Raw genomic sequence first — 17,286 nt, forward strand, 5'->3', positions numbered from 1 at the left:
ACATAAATACATCGAATTCTATAACACCTCAAGGTGTCAAAAGAAACTACATAACCTTTCCCCTGTTGAATATCGTGTGAAGGCTATGTAGCTCTTTATGAGTGTCTACTTGACGGGGGGCAGATCAATCATTTTTGTTGCATTCTATTCTGATCAACAGTAGGCCGATACTGTTGAGAAAGAGATTTTCTCAAAAAAAGACTGCATCATATGTAGCCTTTAGAATCACTTCTTCTCTTTTTTATCTCCCGGTAAGTGACTATCAAGTATCCAAGAGTATAAGCGCCCCATCCGCCAATATAGTCAACCTTGTCAGCCTCAAAAAAGAAAAGCATTGCCACCGAATAAACAAGTGTAACTATCAAATAATTTCTTAATATTATCTTAAACACGATATCAATCTCCTGGATAAAAATTCAAATTACTGTTAGACCCTCAAAGGAATACAATAATCTTTTACAGTTTAACTCTATATTCCTTTATTAACCGTCAGTTGGAAGCTTCGCTAAGTTACATTTTTTACCGAGAAACCTCATTTATTTTCCGAGTTTCTTCTATTATATATACCTTCCCAGCGCATCATCTTTCCATTGGTGAACGACATGCTGCTCCCTTTCCATGATCTTCTGCAAATAGATCATCGTGGTCTCAATTTTCTCATGGCCAAGTGCACGCATGATGGCATACACATCACTGTTATTCATGTAGCTGATAATCGCAAAGCTATGTCTAAACTCATGTGGTGTGATTCTCTTCTTTCTTGCCTGAATCGATAAGATCGGCACCTTCTCGATTTCATCTCCCAGCATCGTCGCAAAGTATGATGGTCGGAACGCTTTCCACCGACTGTTTGGAAAAAGCGGTTCATCATTATTGCTTGGGAAATCTGCCGACAGAAGGCGGGTTTTCCGGTACAACATAATACTGTCCATCACCTTGTCTCGAAGCGGAATATCCCGCTGCTTGTTCCCCTTCCCGATTACATGCAGATAAAATCCGCCAAGGATCGGATCAAACCGGACATCCGATACTTTTAAGCGGCACAGCTCATCATTCCGCATACCGGTTCCTACCAGCACATGAATCAAAGTAAACATAATGGGATTACGGTCCCGATAATAGTCCAGCAGCTGAATGACTTCGCCTGGTCCCAGGTCGCGGTTCGGCCGGTCATCCTTCCGGACGGTTGCCGGGCGCAGTCCTTGGTGAATCGGCTGCTTGAGATAGCGATTCTCGTGCAAAAAACGAAAGAAACTCTTAAGGATGGTCGTTTTACGCGCGAGAGTCGCTGCCGAATACGATCCTTTCTTTTTTACATGAGGGCTCTCTTCCGCAAGCCAAGTCTGGTAACGCCTCAGGTGACGCGGAGACAAACTTTTAAATAAGGATCCTTCTTCAATCTGCTCAATATCCAGCCCGATTTCATACGGAAAATGCATCATGTTCTGGATCATTTGAGACAATTCCCTTTCATACTCATTCAGCGTGCGGTCAGAGCGCTCGGCTTCTTTATTTAGGTTTATACTGCGGTACAGATAGTAATGAAGCACATCCCTGTCGTTAAAATAAAAAAATGGGTCTTTGTTTTCTTTCTCAGCCTGATCTATCCGTTCAAGCAGCTGCACGGCTGCTTCCGTCCGGTCAGCCGGAAAAAGCGGCTGGCTGTTTGGCATCAGTTCAAACATATGTCTTCCTCCTATCTTTCCGGATCAGCATCCGGATTCTTTTAACCTCCTGTAATCCTTCATTCATTCTTTATGTAATTAATCATTTTCACATTCAATCAAATGAGAATAAAAGAAAATATATATATGCATTTATTAATGTTTAACTTTATTTTATTTTTATTAGTTATTTTTCTATTTAATTATATCATTATTTATTTAATTAATTTTCAAACTAGCCTAATTTAGTGAAAAAAAGTGTCTCTTTGTTTTACTAATTATAAATGATTAAAAATTTATATGATAAGTATTTAATTTATAATAATTAAATTGTATGTAATTAATTAAAATGATAAAATAAAATTAATCATTAAAATACAAAAAGAAAAATAGATATTTAATTTTTAAAACGAGAAAAGAAAAACATCAATATACACATAGGTAATGAAATAAGAAGGAATAAAGAAAAGAAGCGAATTGAATGACGAAGTGGACTCTTTCTTGAATATTCCAGTATCAGGAATAAAAAAGGATGAAGCAGCATCGAGTCGTTAAAGTGGTCTTCTCGGATGGCCGCGAGCAGTTTGCGAATTTTTTCTATAGGAAGTGTTGGTGAACCGATTTGGGAAGGAGCATCACTTATCGATCAAGGAAGTTTTATTAGAAATGATGAGTGATGTGGATTACCACATGTGATTTGCGGAAACCTGTGTGGAGTTACACATAACTAAAAAACAGCCAGGGGGCGACCTGACTGCAAAAATGGTTTGTTTCGTCGTAGGAGTTAGGATGTTTGAGCGAAACAGTAACAGTATGAACCAAAATAAATCCTGCTATACCCATAACATACCGAATCGCGTAAGGATACGTACATAGATATTTTTTAAAGGATGGATAAAAACCATGCAAATTAACCAAGACAAATACTACTCAACAAAGGAAGTCGCAGAAATGATTGGCCGCTCTGTTTCTACGGTCCATGCTTATGTACAGGAAGGGAAGCTAAAGGCTGTGGAGGATCCGTGGGGTGGCCATCACGGACTGCTTTTTTCTAAAGAAGAAATTGAACGGCTGATCGAAATCATGCCCAAAACGCCGGAAGGTTTAACCTTAAACCAGGCTGCAGAATATCTGCAGACGAACCGGAACTTTATTGCCGCTTATATTAAAGAAGGTCTTCTTCCCGCCTCTGAAGGACAAATAAGAGGGCGAATAATTCCACTGATTCAAGAAAGCGATCTTAAAGAATTCAGTGAGCTGCACGAAAAGAAAATCTGGGAAGACCGCCTTTCCCAGCGGCAATACTACAATAAAAAAGCCAAAGAAGCGGCCTACCAGCGCTTTTCTTCTCCTTCCGTTCCGGAAGCAAGACTTATGCGCAAAGGTTTAGGCGACTGGTACTTCATCGTGCCAGGAACCGAGGATACATTCAGCTATATGGAAGGCATCTATACACACAGGCTAACACCTGACTATTCCATTGAAATGGGCAAGCGCAGCACAAAGCCTGGATATGCGGTGCTCAATCTGCCGGCCGTTTATTCCCTTACTTATCAAACGATGGATCTGCTTTATCAGCAGGTTCCAGTGGCCAATCTATATATGGAACGGTTAAAAGATCGGTGGGTTATTCATATGAAAGATGCCCGGTTAAATGGTGTTTCTGTTGAGTTAGCTGACTTTCTTAAACGTTCGACCAAACAAGGGCGTGTGCGGTATGTTCCGGAATATGAGGCACTCAGCATTGAATCGGAGGAAGAATTACTGTCGGTTTCCCTGTCCGTAGATATTAAGGACTGGCTTCGAAGAAAAGGAGAACAGACGGGCAAGAGTATGCAGGATATTGCTGCGGAGATCCTCGAAGAAGTTTATAAACGTGAACAAGGTCAAAGCGGAGATAATGTTAATCACTTTCAAGAATTCAAATAAAGTAAAAGAACTGACTCAGATAAGTCAGTTCTTTTACTTTATTTCTGTAATTGTTTGGTTCCAATTTTAGTGAGGTGGAGAACCTATTTCAAAAGCTATGTGAAAGAAGCTGCATAGCAACCACTCTACATTTAACCGAGCTTTCTACAGAAAGGCTACACTTTGTACCTTCATCACTTGTAAATTTTGTAGATATATCTTTTAGTGTTATATGTATTTGAATTTAACACATAATGTTAAAATTTAATTTACGCTCATTTCAAAATTCCTTCCTATATAAGCGGTTGCACTTCGAATTAAAAAAAGAAGACACTTTAAAAGTGCCTCCATTATTTATTATCTTGTGGAATATACACGGCATCAACATCTGGATCTTCCAGCAATTCTTCATAGGTGCTGTAAATTATAGGAATGCCAAATTTCGCAGCAATGTCATGTACCTTATGATTCGAACTCGCAATAGCCATAACTTCTGCATTGGAGGCGTCTTTTAATGCAGGAAGTAATTCATCTTGAGCAATTTTTGCCGTACTCAAGATTCCCCAGCGAACTTTTCCCCTCATTTTCCAACTCTCTAACCTTTCAATGGTTTTACAAAGCAATTCCTAGCTAAAAGAAATCGTTTACAAATAGGCGAGTAAAATAAAATTTAGATATTCACCGGATTCGCTGAATCCAGTGAGACCGTTTTGCCTGTTTTATAAGATTCTCTACCACCGGTCGCAATTTCTAAGGCTTTTAAACCATCTCGTGCCGTTACACTGGATTTACTGCCTTCTTCAATGCTCTTGAAGAACTCTTTTAATTCTAAAAAGTATGCATCCGTAAATCTATCTGGAAAGTCTGGGACAATGTCATGAGTGTATCCTGATGGAGTAAGAATAATCATATTGTGATGACTCAAATTGTTGCCAATCAATAAGGTTCCTTCTGTTCCGATAACTTCCGCTCGAATGTCGTAGCCATAGTAAGCATTTCTGCTCGCTTCAACATCTCCTGCAGCTCCTGATTCAAATTCAATATAACTAAGCGCCTGATCTACATCATTGTATTCAGCCACATATGGATACTTAATGACTTTTCCACGCGATAAGATATTTGTTACTTCTGAATTCATTAGGAAACGGGCAATATCGAAATCATGTATTGATACGTCCACAAAAATACCTCCGCTGTTTTTGATATATTCAGCTGGAGGTGCTACTGGGTCCCGTGAAATCCCTCTAAAATAAATGGGCTTTCCAATATCACCAGCTTCAATACGACGTTTCGCTTCAGCGTAGGCAGGATCAAAACGTCTCATAAATCCAACTTGGCAAAAGATGTTATTTTCTTCTATTATTCCGCATATTTCCCGACCATCTTTCACTTCCAAAGTAAGAGGCTTTTCTACGAAGATGGCTTTTTTGCTCAATACAGCTTTTTTCAATACTTCAAAGTGAGTACTAGTAGAGGTTGCTATAATAACGGCATCAATACTGCTGTCATTAAAAACGTCTTCCGGATTATTTGTATACTTTGGTATCTCTAATTCTTTCGCTACTCTTTCAGCTTTTATAATATCTATATCGCAAACCATTGTTACTTCCGCATTTTGAATTCTTGTCGAGGCATTTACCGCATGCCAGTATCCAAGACGACCCAAGCCAAGCACGGCACATTTAATTTTTTTTCCCATATTTCATCACCATTCCTTATTTTTTTATATGTTTACTGCTGACTGAATGAACAATTTGCCTAATGGTTCACTGAAACCACGTCTGTTGGAACTTCAGCGCTGAATCAAATCAAATAATTTTAAAATGATAATAAAATTAATTACTCTGCATAATACTATTTAAAAAAGGAGCTGTTTTTTCTTTTACTGTCCTAATAAATGTTTCTACATCCCAAGTATCATATTCTGGGCGAAATAGTTCTACCGATACTAATCCTTGATAATTCTTCCCATTTAAAATGTCCAGATAATTATGGATTGGAATTGCACCCTCTCCTGGAAAAAGACGATCTTCCTTTTCTCTTAAAGATCCAGGGGGATAATAATCCGCGTCATTAATGTGAACCAAGAAGATTTTATTGATGTCAGCATTTCTTAAGTCTTCGATATTTGAATTCATTGCATAGAAATGAAAGAAATCCAGTGATATTCCAACATTATCTGCATTTACAGCTTCAACAATTTCATAGCACTGCTTAAAATTATTTACACAAGCACTTGGGTTTCCTATAAATTCATAGGCAAGCCTCATATCAAACTTTTTTGCTCTTGCAGCTATGTCTTTTAATACTTTTACTGATTCGCTTTTAATTTCTTCCAATGAATATTGTGTTTCATGAAAAGAGGGCACGATGACAATATCCTGAATGTTTAATTCTCTTCCAACTTCAAATAGGAATTCTAAATCCTCATCATTTTTCCTTTTTGTTTCTTTATCTGCAAATAATATTTCTTCAACGGCATTTAGAGAAAGAGGTTTTAAGGAAGATCGTGCAAAAAAATCTTTTAAATCCTGCATGGAATTTCGAGTAAAATAGTCTTTCAATTTTTCAATCCTTAACTCTATTGCGTCAAAACCATAATACTCGCAGTAACGCAATTCTTCTTCCAGTTCGGCTTGTATTAATGTAGGATTGTAGCCTAATTTCATTCAAGTTCCTCCTTCAGTAATTTTCGTAGCCAATATTTTAGAGAAGCAATAAGGTAATTTTTAAATGAGCAAAAGGCCATTCAAAAATAGCTAAACTCTTTTTGCAGATTAATCGATTAATCAATTGTGAAAAGGTGTGCTATAATTATCGTTAATTCACTGTTTTATTATATACAGCTACATCTCTTATACTTATTCAGAAATACTCTTTAGAAATTCTAATTGTTTTTGAGCATTATCTTTCGTAACAATCTCGATACCACTGTCAATTCGTTCCTCAATTTTTTCTCCATTGATTGCTTTCAGTGCATTTTCAACACCCTGGTATCCCATATTGTAAGGGCTTTGTGCAATGGTCCCAGCAAGATTTCCGCTTAAAATAGATTCTACGGCTTCCTGCGTTCCATCAGTCCCGATAACTTTTACTTCATTCCCTTTTGCTTCTACTGCACGCAAGACTCCGAGCGCCATTTCATCATTGGCCGCAAATACTCCTTTTATGTCGGCATTTTTTTCAAGAAGGTTTTCCATTACAGACATAGCTTTTGCTTTATCACTATCGCCTGGCTGTTCTGCTACAATTTCCATCCCCGCTTTTTCAAGTTCTTCTTTTGCTCCTTTAACCCGATCGTCTGTTGCGGGGTTCCCAAGGGCACCAGCAAGTAAAGCAACTTTGTCTCCTTTTTGCAGCATGGAAGCCAGCAGCTTTCCTCCTTCTTGCCCAGCGGTAAAGTTTTCAGTTCCTATAAAAGTTGTTTTTCCTTTTATATCAGCATCCGTATCCACTAATAATACCGGCATATTGGACTGGGATGCCCGCTCTAATACTGGTACAACGGTATCCGGATGTGAGGGCGCTACCACAATAGCTCCTGGGGACTGGCTTACTTGATCCTCCAGTAGATTTACCTGCTCCATAGTCTGAGACTCTGATGCTGGCCCCACAACTGTAACGTTCACTCCGAGTTCTTGGCCGGCGTCTTTCGCTCCTGCTTCAACGTATTTCCAGTACGGGCTAGAAAGTGTCTTCAAAACAACTGAAATCTTTTCCGATTCCTTGCTGTTTCCATCACTGCTTGCTGCTTGATCTTCTCCACTACAGCCTGCAACAAATGTCACGCATGATAGTACAGTTGCCATACCCAATAATTTGAATTTCTTGTTCATTCGTCATTCCCCCATATTTTATTAAAAAATATACTCAGAAAGAATTGCATTTTTTTCAAATAAAAGGTACAGCTTTTTTTATTAAGTGTGAAAAGACTTCTCTGCTCCTTTCTTAGTTTTTTTGATTAATCGATTAATCAAAGATTAAACTTTTACCAAGTTGAAGTCTCCGTATACAGCAGAAGTCAACCGGTAAGTAAGCGTTTTCTTTTTTAAAGTGTAAACTAGTTTTCGTAAAATGACAATACTTTTTTTGAAAATTCATTCAACTTTCCCTACCGACTCCCTAGCTACCAGTTTTGGCTGAAAGCGAATGGCTTGTTTTTTGGTACTATTTCTTTCTATTTTATCTACCAGTATATTTATCACAAAATGTCCAATCTCCGTAATTGACATTGATACTGTCGTTAATTGAGGTGAAATAATTTTGCATAAAAAGGTATCATCAAGTCCAATTACAGAAATATCTTTTGGAATAGATAAACCAAGATGACGGGCAGCTTGAACAATACCAACTGCAATTACATCATTCCCACCAAATACAGCTGTTGGACGATTCGGGGAGTTAAGTAATGACAGCGCTGTTTTTTCTATTTCTTCAAGTTCTGTTTGAGAATCAATAATAAATGAATCGTCAATTTTAATACCTTGATTTAAAAACTCTGATCGGAAACCCTCAATACGACCTAAGCTGCTAGCCGAATTTTTTTCAACAATAATTGCTACATTTGTGTGCCCAAGTGATAGTAAATAGTTTGCTGCTATTTTTCCCGCTTCTACATCATCACCTGCCACACTATCAAATTGAAATTCGGGACGTTCATGACCAATGCAAATAGTGGGTATTTGTTTTGTTTGCATTTCTTTTAATAGTTCTTCATTTCTAAACTTAGCAGTAATGATGAATCCATCAACATTTTTCTGCTGCATAATTTCAAAAAGCTTTCGTTCTTGATCAGCATTATTTTCCGTGCTGCACATAATAACGCTAAATCCCAATTCCTGTGCTTGCTTTTCAGCATGTTTTAAGTATTCCATGTAAACTGGATTGAGGACATCTGGTACAAAAAAACCGATTGTGTAAGTAGACTTGCCTTTTAGCGCAGAAGCAGACATGTTCGGTAAGTATTGTAGTTCTTCCGCAATTGATAAAATTTTTTTTCTTGTTTGTACCCCTACACGTCCACGCTCATTTAAGACATTTGAAACTGTTGCCGCGGATACGCCGGCTCTTTTAGCAATATCATAAATGGTAGTCTTCATAAGAATCATCCTTATTTCTTTTACCTATAATTATAATAAATTTTCAATGAAATTAAATATGTTGAATAGATGCTTTTTATTTAACGTAACATATCTAATTAATTTCTGTATCGATAAATAAGTAATTGATCGAAACGTTTGAGAGAGTACGCTTAATAAAAGGAAAAAAAACCAGGTTAGGTTCTTCAACTAAAAGAGAATGTTAACGCTCTTTTTTCTTTGCTGTAGAGCTTCGCACCACCAATTTAGGAGACAGGATGACGCGCTGTTTGGATTCCTTCTTTTTCTCAATTTCTTCGATAAGCAGCTCCACTACTTTTTTTCCCATCTCATCAATCGGCTGGGCAATCGTTGTTAAAGGCGGCTCACAGATTGTAGATAGGATGGTATTATCGAACCCAATAATCGATAGCTCACTTGGAACTTGTACATTCCGCCCACGTGCTCCCTGCAGTGCCCCGATTGCCAATGCTTCCGTAGAAGCAAAAACGGCTGTTGGCGGGCTGTCCTTTTGTAACAGGCTTAACATGGCATTTTTTCCTTCTTCAATGGAAATATTATTATGTATCACGAAGCTTTCATCATACGTTAAACCATATTCCTCGAGCGCACTTCTATACCCTTGAACCCTTGATTGGATGATTGAGTATGTGGTGTCCTCGGTAATCATTGCAATCTTTTCATGTCCAAGGTCAATTAAATGTTTTGTGGCTTCATATCCACCTAAATAGTCATCCACCAACACGGTATCCACTGCTAGGGAAGGAACGTCCCTTGAAAGCAGGGCAATCGGAAGCTTCGCTTTCACCAGCTCTTTGATAGACTTCTCTTTTTTCAATCCCGTTGCAACAATGATGCCATCTATATACTTTTGCTTCAGGATCGAAATGTATTCCAATTCATTTTTAATGTCATTGTCCGTGCTGCAAATCATCAGGCTATAATTGTGCCGCTTAAGATGGTTTTCAATACTGCGCGCTACTTCTGCCATAAACGGGTTGGCAATGCTCGGTATTAAAAGCCCGACCGTTTGAATTCGCTTTTTTACGGATGCCGTATGCCGTAACACTGGGCTGATAATTTAATTCCTGCATTGTTTCCTGCACTTTTTTTCTTGTTTTGTCTGCCAGGTTCCCAGTATTATTAAGCACTTTAGATACAGTAGAAATGGACACGCCTGCTTTTTTAGCCACATCATAGATGGTAGGTTTCATCGTTTCCTTTCCTCTCGTTTCTTTCTCACTATTTTATAATCTATTTTACCTCAGTTTTACTGGAATGAAATAAGATGTTCGCGGATAATAAGGATAAAAGGGAGAGTAGACCGACAGGAGTATGTAGGACATTGCTACGGAGATCCTTGAAGGAGGATATCAGCGGGACAGACACTGAATCAACATTATTGATTAATGAGACATTGATTTTGATCAATTAACTCTTTAGATTCTAAAGAGTTTGTAGAATTGCTTTAAATTTAATAGTGAGAAAAAGCGGTTTATTTATAAAACAAGCTACAAACAGAACAAGAAGCATATAGAAAGCTATATGCTTCTTGTTCTGTTTGTAGCTTTTCCAATAATTTATTCTACTTCTATCTTTAAATGATCCCATGCTTTTATTTGCTCTAATGAAGTTTTATAGTAATTTGTCAAAACCTCAATATAACCTTCCCCCTTAACGGCAGTAAAAGGGTTTGGTCCTTCTGCAGTCATTTCCATAATGATTGGACCTGTATAATTCATGGTATGTAGCATTTCTATCTGGCTCTTAATATCCGCGTGACCATTTCCAATTGCCTGACGATTGGAATCCGCTACGTGGTAAACTCCTAACTTGCTTCCAACGTTTCGTAATGCTTCTACTGGATCAGCTTCTTCAATGTTCATATGGTACGCATCAAGAAGAATGAACAGATTTGGGCTGTTGACAGCTTCAATTAACTTTAATGCTTCCTGGCCCGTAACAATTTGATGGTTTTCATAGCGATTTAACACTTCAAATACAACTTCGATATTTAGGCTTTCCGCTTTCTCCATCACAGCTTTAGAACTCTCGACAAGCAGCTGCCAATCCTTGGAAAGATCCCCGCATCCCGCTGTTTTGCCTACATCTCCATGCAGACAAATTCTATTGGCTCCTAATTCTCTTGCCCAGCTTAACAAGTCTAAGAAATATTGAACAGCTTTTCCTCTGGTTTCTTTGTTATCACTAGAAATGTCTACGTTATCTGGTGTTACAGATAAGATTTTCAACTCATACTTAGACAGGATATCTGCCAGTTCCCTCGGATCTTGTGTCAAGTCTCCTTGAACTTCTACACCTTCTACCCCAATTTCTTTAGCTAGTTTGCATTTTTCTTCAACAGAAATATCTCCAAAAGACCATAAGCATAAACCATAGTCTCTACTCATATTTCTACCTCCTTTATTTACTTTATAGGTTTTTCATAATCTCAGATAACTTATTTCAGATCACTCTTATATATCATGATGAAATGATGTGGAGTTTCTCACCATCAGGCTAGTTTCTACAATATGTGTTCTCATATAAGTTTCTGCTCCATCGATTTGCTTTATAAGGAGCTCGACGGCCCGACGCCCCATAATGCGTATAGGCTGAGCAATAGTTGTTAACGGAGGAGAAGTTAATTCACAAATTGAAAGGTTGTCAAAGCCGATAATAGACAGTTCTTGGGGAATACGGACATTCATTTCTCTGGCCGCTTTGATTACACCGCCTGACAACACATCACAGGATACAAAAATGGCGCTGGGACGTTCCTTCAAAGCGAGCAGCCGTTTTGCACACTCGTATCCATTTTCAATAGAGGAAGCTGTTTTAACGACAAACTGCTTATCCAGAGGGAGCTGCGCTTCTTCCATTGTGTCGTGAAAAGCACGAAGACGTACCTTCCCGGCCGCTGTATTTTCTGCAATCATGGCGATTTTTTTATGATTAGACGCCAGCAAATGACGGACCGCCTGACAGGCGCCTTCATAGTTATCTATTGTAATAAGCGGCATTACGTAATCTTGTTTTTCTGGTTCCGTAGAAAGGAAGACCCCTTTCAGTCCGCGCTTTTTCAATTCATCTTCAATAATTTCGGGATAATGGTCAGAAGCCACAATAAAGCCATCTACGTCCTGCCGAATAAGTGCAGATACGCAGCTTTTCTCTTTATCCGGCTGGCCGTCTGTGCTGCAGACCATAATACTAAACCCTTGAAATCGGCACTGTTCGCTAATACTCCTGGTTAATTCAGCAAAAAAAGGAGAGGCAATATCTGAAACGAGAAGACCAATTACTTTGGTCTTTTTTCCTATAAGAGCTTTTGCCATTTCATTAGGGTGGTAATTCAACTTTCTAGTCGCTTCCAGCACTCTACGCTTTGTATCCATGCTGATTAATCCCTTATTATTGATTACTTTTGAAACGGTCGCCGTAGATACACCCGCTTCTTCTGCCACATGATAAATCGTTGCTTTCATAACGCCTCTCCTTTCTGTTGTTTTAGAATGAACATTTTGAATAAGACCAGGCTGTCAAGAAAAGCCTGTCCTGATATAACCTTCTTGTTTCGCTTATCATGAAGTGCTTTTTGAGCTATTGAAAAATTTATGACTGGACGCTTTTTGCCATTTCCACTTCTTCAAGTTTAACCGGCTGACGTGCTTGAACGGATTTGATGCAAGCTAACGCAATAGCCAATGCGTTTCGAGCATCTTCTCCTGTCACATCCGGCTTGTTTCCAGAACGTACACTATCAACAAAAGATGTTAATTCAGCGACGTAAGCGTCATGCAATAATTCTGTGTCTTTTCTGTAAGTGTCCATACTGATGCCGTCTGCTGTATAGCGGGTCATATTCGTTTGCTGGACACTTCCGGCTGTCACCATGCCGGCTGAACCAAATATTTCTCCGCGTACATCATATCCGTACACCGCTTGGAAATTTGCTTCTGCGGTAGCAATAGCCCCGTTATCAAATTTAATTGTTACGACAGCTGTATCAAGCAGCCCTTTATCTTTGAAATCCGGGCGAACGAGCGCATCGGCTACTGCGTACACTTCAGTCGGTTTTGCGCCTGGATTTAAATAAAGAAGTGTATCAAAATCATGAATCAATGTTTCTAAGAATATTGTCCATTCTGGAATTGGCGTGGGGTCGCCAAGTCCTGGATCACGCGTTAAAGATCTTAACAGCTGTGGTGTACCAATACGCCCTTCAGCAATATTGTCACGAGCAGATTTAAAGCCTGAAGCAAATCGGCGGTTAAATCCCACTTGCAGGGCGACATTGGCTTCTTTTGCTGCTGCAATTGCGGCATCTGCCTCCTCAAGGGTAACGGCCATCGGTTTTTCGCAGAACACCGCTTTTCCTGCTTTAGCGGCGGCAATAACCAGTTTTGCATGTGAGCGGGCAGGTGCTGCAATAACTACTGCATCCACTTCTGGATCATGAAACATCTCTTCTGGACTTGTATACGTTTTGGCCGCACCAAGTTCAGACGCCAGTCTTTCGGCTGCCCCTGGAACCGGATCAGCAATCGCCACAAGTGATGCTCCATACACTTTACGCGCAATGGAAGTACCATGAAAACTCCCCATACGTCCTGCCCCAACAAGTCCTACTTTAATTTCTTTCATTTTTTGTTCCTCCTTTAATAAATATAATTTTAGTTGATATACTGGCTCTTACTCTTTCATTCAAAATTCTGTGTCCCTAAACAGGAAAGTTCTTTCCTAGAGTAACAAAAAAATAATTTGTAGATTAAATGCAGGAAAGCAATTTTTTAATTGCTTCCTGCAGCCAATATATTAGAACATTCAGTATCTTTTGTACCTATTTATAATTACACTTTCAAGAACTTTACTTGTTTTTGCGCTGCCGTAGAACATCCACATATACAGCGGCAATGATAACAAATCCGATAAAAGCCATTTGCAGATCTGCCGCGACGTTCATGAGGTTAAGTCCGTTGCGGAGAACCGCAATAATCAAAGCACCAATCAACGTGCCCCAGACTGTACCTACTCCACCAAAGAAGCTGGCTCCGCCGATAATAACAGCCGCGATCGCATCCAGCTCAAAGCCAAGACCAGCAAGAGGAAAAGCGGAGTTAACGCGTCCTACCATCACTAGTCCAGCTAATCCTGCCATAAAACCGCTGATCGCATACACGATAATTAGTACACGGTCCACGTTAATTCCTGATAAGTGAGTCGCTTCTTTATTTCCACCAATCGCATAAATATACCGGCCTGTCATCGTACGCGTTAAGAATAGGTGAAGAATCACACACATTACAATAACAAGAATAAAGCTATAAGGAATAATACCGATGGACTGGCTGCCAAAAAACTGAATCATGAATGGGAAACCTGCAATGGGTGCTGCCCCCGTAATAATCAAAGCAATACCACGTGCGATGTTCATGGTTCCAAGCGTTGCAATAAATGGATGGGGCAGGCGCAGCTTTGTTAGCATAATGCCATTTAAATATCCGCAAAACGCACCTACAAGCAGACAAACCAGTATTCCTACAATTGGGTGAAGGCCCATATTTACCGTAACGACGCCCATCAGCATAATCGAGATAGCCAGGATAGCGCCGACGGACAAATCAATGCCTGCTGTTAAAATGGGCAGAAGCAGCCCAAGTGCCAATAGTGCATTAATGGAAGACTGGCCTGCGATATTCATAATGTTACTCAGCGTTAAAAAGTCACTGTTCAATGCTGATAAAATCACGACCAGCAGTGCAAGCCCAATTAAGGATCCGAACTTGCTCATGAGTCCCTTGGAAATTTTTTTTGATTCCAGTTTCTTTTTCCCTACTGCTAATTCTGCCATGTTTATTTTCCTCCTACTCCCGTTTTCTCAAGTGATGCAGGCTGTTCCCCTTCACAAAGATCTTCTTCCGTCAGCTTTCCTGTAGCCGCTTTCATAATCAGTTCCTGGCTGGCTTCTTCTTTTAAAAGATCCGCCGTGATTTCCCCTTCGCACATGACTAAGATGCGGTTGCACACTCCTAGTATTTCAGGCAGTTCAGACGAAACAATCACTACGATGGCGCCATCTGCCACTAGAGAGTTAATCAAGCGGTATACTTCTGTTTTTGCCCCAACATCAATTCCACGAGTTGGCTCATCGAAGAAGAAGACTCTGGCTTCTGTTGAAAGCCATTTCGCAATCACGACTTTCTGCTGGTTTCCGCCGCTTAGCTTTCGTGCGTGCTTTTGAATATCATTTGGACGGATTTGAAGTTCATTGACATACACATCAGATTTTTTATTGACCTCACCATTTTGGATAAACAGTCCTTTTTTAAACTTCTTCAAGCTGGCAAGGGACATGTTAAAATGAAGAGACTGATCCAGAATAAGCCCTTCCCCTTTTCGGTCTTCTGTAATAAACGCCATGCCTGCATTGATCGCGTCTTTAGGCGACTTGATTTTCACTTTTTTCCCAAAAACATGCACTTTACCGGCATCAATTGGATCGGCTCCGAAAATGCCCCTGATCAGCTCTGTCCGTCCCGCACCGACAAGCCCTGCGATTCCTAAAATCTGTCCTTGATAAGCGGTAAAATTAATGGGCTTATCTGATCCTTTCAGCTTCAAGTTTTCAATTTTCAGTCCAGGGCTGCCCAGCTGGAAATTTCCTTTTGGAAACTTATCCTCCAAGGCGCGCCCGACCATTAGTTCAATCATGGTATCTGTACTTGTTTCACTTACCTGGCGGGTAGCCACTGCTTTCCCATCGCGCAGAATCGTAATCCGATCCCCGATTTGTTTCAGCTCTTCCAGGCGATGCGAGATGTATACGATGGCAATTCCCTGTCTTTTAAGCTCCATAATGGTCTCCAGCAGCTGTTCCGCTTCTGACGCACTTAAGCTGGAAGTGGGTTCATCCAAAATGATGAGCTTTGTGTCAATTGTCAGCGCCTTCGCAATTTCGACAAGCTGCTGCTGGCCAATACCGAGCGTGGAAACAAGCGCCTCTGGGTCAATATTCTGGCCAAGCCGTTTAAGAATTTCTTTAGACCGGTTAATCATTTCTTTCTTATTTAAAAAGGAAAACCTGCCTTTTACTTTAAGTTCTCTTCCTAAAAAGATATTTTCGTAAACTGGCAGTTCAGGAACGAGGTTCAGCTCCTGATAAATCGTTGCAATGCCTAGATCCATAGCGTCTGACGGTGTGTTAATATTTACTTTCTGCCCTTCCCAAAACAATTTACCCTCGTCTTTAGAATAAGCACCTGTCATGATTTTGATAATGGTTGATTTTCCAGCGCCATTTTCTCCTAAAAGCACATGCACTTCTCCAGCCCTGACATCTAAATTAATATTCTTCAAGACCGGAATACCGGAAAAGCCTTTACAAACATCTTTAAGTCTGAGCAACTCTTTCATGGCTGTCCTCCTCCGTATTACCTGATTGTATAGGTATTGAAATACTATCTGGAATCCTGAATAAGTAATCTCCTTCACGGTACAGGAGCATTTGGATTAACCGCATTCTCATAAAAGCAAGCCTTTTACATGCTGGCAATGTATTTGTTTGGTCTGTCGGAAATTACTTTCCTGTATATTTTTTAATTTCAGCAAGCGCTTCCTCAACATTTTCTTTTGTCACAATTTCTGTACCTGAATCAATCCGTTTTTCTACTTCTTCCCCGTTCAGTTTTTTAGCTGCTGCTTCAACTGACAAGTAACCCATCTGGTATGGATCTTGTGCTACTTCAGCAGTCAGCCCGCCTGCCTGAATGGACTCCAATCCTTCAGTCGTACCATCAAAGCCAACAACTAAAATATCCTTATTTTTCGATTCAACTGCACGTAAAGCACCTAATGCCATCGTTTCACTGGTAGTAAACACAGCTTTGATATCAGGATTAGATTGAAGAATATTTTGCATAACCGTTAAAGCTTTATCTTTATCGCTGTCAGCAGCCTGTACAGTTGCTACTTTAAGTCCAGCATCTTCCAATGCTTCCTCGGCTCCATTTGTCCGCTCGTCATGTGTAGTGCTTCCCAGCTGTCCCCGAATAATTGCAACTTTATCTCCTTTGCTAAGCTTATCCGCCAGGAATTCTCCGCCCATTTTTCCGGCACTGAAGTTTTCCGTTCCAACAAAACTCACTTTATCTTCATACTCGGCATCACTGTCTAGAAAAATTACTGGCGTGTCACTATCTTTATATTGTTGAAGTGCATTTAACACCGTTGTAGGCTGACTCGGCGCTAACACTAATGCACTCGTTCCGCTTGTGAACTGATCCTGAATCATTGAGATTTGCTGGTCTACCTGTGTTTCACTTGCTGGTGCCATTACATTCACATCAATTCCATACTTCTCACCAGCATCCATTGCACCGCGTTCTGCAATCTTCCAATACTCCTCGTTAGAAGCTTTTAAAATAACGGAGATTTTTTCACTGCCGCCATCGCTTCCACCTTGAGAAGAAGTTGCGCTGTTTTCTTCCCCACAACCAGCTAATAAAAGGCTTAATGACAGAGCAGCACCAGATAATACTTTGATTTTTTTCATTTTTCTTCCTCCAACCTATTTTTAAATTTTTAAATCTCTGATAATCAACTAACTTATTTTT

Annotated in this window: 16 protein-coding genes; 2 read left to right on the forward strand and 14 right to left on the reverse strand. The window is 39.8% G+C overall.

Translation table 11 applies throughout. From position 1 onward, the window contains the following. Window positions 1-10 precede the first annotated feature (10 nt). The gene (locus M3221_RS26950; protein ID WP_396395329.1) at window positions 11-91 is read left to right on the forward strand and encodes an IS3 family transposase; all 81 of its coding nucleotides are present in this window, start codon (window positions 11-13) and stop codon (window positions 89-91) included. 466 nt (window positions 92-557) lie between these two features. Here the strand turns inward: M3221_RS26950 and M3221_RS23645 are convergent, their stop codons facing one another. Beyond that, complete coding sequence (locus tag M3221_RS23645; RefSeq protein WP_251274525.1) at window positions 558-1,685, reverse strand: tyrosine-type recombinase/integrase; 1,128 nt, start codon at window positions 1,683-1,685, stop codon at window positions 558-560. An 882-nt stretch (window positions 1,686-2,567) separates the two neighbouring features. On the opposite strand from M3221_RS23645, the gene M3221_RS23650 reads away from it, so the two are divergent. Beyond that, on the forward strand, window positions 2,568-3,593 hold the full coding sequence (locus tag M3221_RS23650; RefSeq protein ID WP_251274526.1) for a helix-turn-helix domain-containing protein: 1,026 nt from the start codon (window positions 2,568-2,570) through the stop codon (window positions 3,591-3,593). Window positions 3,594-3,922: 329 nt separating this feature from the next. On the opposite strand, the gene M3221_RS23655 is transcribed toward M3221_RS23650, so the two are convergent. The 13 genes from M3221_RS23655 to M3221_RS23710 all read right to left on the reverse strand — a co-directional run bounded on the left by M3221_RS23655 (window position 3,923) and on the right by M3221_RS23710 (window position 17,225). Then, window positions 3,923-4,156, reverse strand: coding sequence for a Gfo/Idh/MocA family oxidoreductase (locus tag M3221_RS23655; protein ID WP_251274527.1), 234 nt, complete (start codon window positions 4,154-4,156; stop codon window positions 3,923-3,925). Window positions 4,157-4,242: 86 nt separating this feature from the next. Further along, complete coding sequence (locus M3221_RS23660) at window positions 4,243-5,271, reverse strand: Gfo/Idh/MocA family oxidoreductase (RefSeq protein WP_251274528.1); 1,029 nt, start codon at window positions 5,269-5,271, stop codon at window positions 4,243-4,245. A 136-nt stretch (window positions 5,272-5,407) separates the two neighbouring features. Further along, entirely contained in the window at window positions 5,408-6,241 is an 834-nt protein-coding gene (locus M3221_RS23665) for a sugar phosphate isomerase/epimerase family protein (protein WP_251274529.1), read from the reverse strand. Window positions 6,242-6,433: 192 nt separating this feature from the next. Further along, window positions 6,434-7,408 carry a sugar ABC transporter substrate-binding protein gene (locus M3221_RS23670; RefSeq protein WP_251274530.1) on the reverse strand — a complete coding sequence of 325 codons (975 nt, stop codon included), beginning with the start codon at window positions 7,406-7,408 and terminating at the stop codon, window positions 6,434-6,436. A 261-nt stretch (window positions 7,409-7,669) separates the two neighbouring features. After that, window positions 7,670-8,671 carry a LacI family DNA-binding transcriptional regulator gene (locus tag M3221_RS23675; RefSeq protein ID WP_251274531.1) on the reverse strand — a complete coding sequence of 334 codons (1,002 nt, stop codon included), beginning with the start codon at window positions 8,669-8,671 and terminating at the stop codon, window positions 7,670-7,672. Between the two features lie 202 nt (window positions 8,672-8,873). Next, window positions 8,874-9,662 carry a substrate-binding domain-containing protein gene (locus M3221_RS23680; protein ID WP_311316174.1) on the reverse strand — a complete coding sequence of 263 codons (789 nt, stop codon included), beginning with the start codon at window positions 9,660-9,662 and terminating at the stop codon, window positions 8,874-8,876. Then, complete coding sequence (locus tag M3221_RS26655) at window positions 9,637-9,885, reverse strand: LacI family DNA-binding transcriptional regulator (RefSeq protein ID WP_311316175.1); 249 nt, start codon at window positions 9,883-9,885, stop codon at window positions 9,637-9,639. Before M3221_RS26655 ends, M3221_RS23680 begins: the two co-directional genes overlap by 26 nt. Before the next feature lie 366 nt (window positions 9,886-10,251). Then, window positions 10,252-11,082, reverse strand: coding sequence for a sugar phosphate isomerase/epimerase family protein (locus M3221_RS23685; protein WP_251274532.1), 831 nt, complete (start codon window positions 11,080-11,082; stop codon window positions 10,252-10,254). A 66-nt stretch (window positions 11,083-11,148) separates the two neighbouring features. After that, window positions 11,149-12,159, reverse strand: coding sequence for a LacI family DNA-binding transcriptional regulator (locus tag M3221_RS23690; protein ID WP_251274533.1), 1,011 nt, complete (start codon window positions 12,157-12,159; stop codon window positions 11,149-11,151). Window positions 12,160-12,286: 127 nt separating this feature from the next. Beyond that, on the reverse strand, window positions 12,287-13,318 hold the full coding sequence (locus tag M3221_RS23695; protein ID WP_251274534.1) for a Gfo/Idh/MocA family oxidoreductase: 1,032 nt from the start codon (window positions 13,316-13,318) through the stop codon (window positions 12,287-12,289). A 223-nt stretch (window positions 13,319-13,541) separates the two neighbouring features. Beyond that, on the reverse strand, window positions 13,542-14,525 hold the full coding sequence (locus tag M3221_RS23700; protein ID WP_251274535.1) for an ABC transporter permease: 984 nt from the start codon (window positions 14,523-14,525) through the stop codon (window positions 13,542-13,544). Between the two features lie 2 nt (window positions 14,526-14,527). Beyond that, the gene (locus M3221_RS23705) at window positions 14,528-16,087 is read right to left on the reverse strand and encodes a sugar ABC transporter ATP-binding protein (RefSeq protein ID WP_251274536.1); all 1,560 of its coding nucleotides are present in this window, start codon (window positions 16,085-16,087) and stop codon (window positions 14,528-14,530) included. A 163-nt stretch (window positions 16,088-16,250) separates the two neighbouring features. Beyond that, window positions 16,251-17,225, reverse strand: coding sequence for a sugar ABC transporter substrate-binding protein (locus M3221_RS23710; protein WP_251274537.1), 975 nt, complete (start codon window positions 17,223-17,225; stop codon window positions 16,251-16,253). Window positions 17,226-17,286: the final 61 nt, after the last annotated feature.

This window comes from Domibacillus indicus (assembly GCF_023715895.1).
Classification (GTDB): domain Bacteria; phylum Bacillota; class Bacilli; order Bacillales; family Domibacillaceae; genus Domibacillus; species Domibacillus indicus_A.

Coding starts and splice junctions, on each gene's coding strand:
- M3221_RS23645 (WP_251274525.1), bottom strand. CDS start 1,685: ATGTTTGAACTGATGCCAAACAGCCAGCCGCTTTTTCCGGCTGACCGG.
- M3221_RS23650 (WP_251274526.1), top strand. CDS start 2,568: ATGCAAATTAACCAAGACAAATACTACTCAACAAAGGAAGTCGCAGAA.
- M3221_RS23655 (WP_251274527.1), bottom strand. CDS start 4,156: ATGAGGGGAAAAGTTCGCTGGGGAATCTTGAGTACGGCAAAAATTGCT.
- M3221_RS23660 (WP_251274528.1), bottom strand. CDS start 5,271: ATGGGAAAAAAAATTAAATGTGCCGTGCTTGGCTTGGGTCGTCTTGGA.
- M3221_RS23665 (WP_251274529.1), bottom strand. CDS start 6,241: ATGAAATTAGGCTACAATCCTACATTAATACAAGCCGAACTGGAAGAA.
- M3221_RS23670 (WP_251274530.1), bottom strand. CDS start 7,408: ATGAACAAGAAATTCAAATTATTGGGTATGGCAACTGTACTATCATGC.
- M3221_RS23675 (WP_251274531.1), bottom strand. CDS start 8,671: ATGAAGACTACCATTTATGATATTGCTAAAAGAGCCGGCGTATCCGCG.
- M3221_RS23680 (WP_311316174.1), bottom strand. CDS start 9,662: ATGGCAGAAGTAGCGCGCAGTATTGAAAACCATCTTAAGCGGCACAAT.
- M3221_RS26655 (WP_311316175.1), bottom strand. CDS start 9,885: ATGAAACCTACCATCTATGATGTGGCTAAAAAAGCAGGCGTGTCCATT.
- M3221_RS23685 (WP_251274532.1), bottom strand. CDS start 11,082: ATGAGTAGAGACTATGGTTTATGCTTATGGTCTTTTGGAGATATTTCT.
- M3221_RS23690 (WP_251274533.1), bottom strand. CDS start 12,159: ATGAAAGCAACGATTTATCATGTGGCAGAAGAAGCGGGTGTATCTACG.
- M3221_RS23695 (WP_251274534.1), bottom strand. CDS start 13,318: ATGAAAGAAATTAAAGTAGGACTTGTTGGGGCAGGACGTATGGGGAGT.
- M3221_RS23700 (WP_251274535.1), bottom strand. CDS start 14,525: ATGGCAGAATTAGCAGTAGGGAAAAAGAAACTGGAATCAAAAAAAATT.
- M3221_RS23705 (WP_251274536.1), bottom strand. CDS start 16,087: ATGAAAGAGTTGCTCAGACTTAAAGATGTTTGTAAAGGCTTTTCCGGT.
- M3221_RS23710 (WP_251274537.1), bottom strand. CDS start 17,225: ATGAAAAAAATCAAAGTATTATCTGGTGCTGCTCTGTCATTAAGCCTT.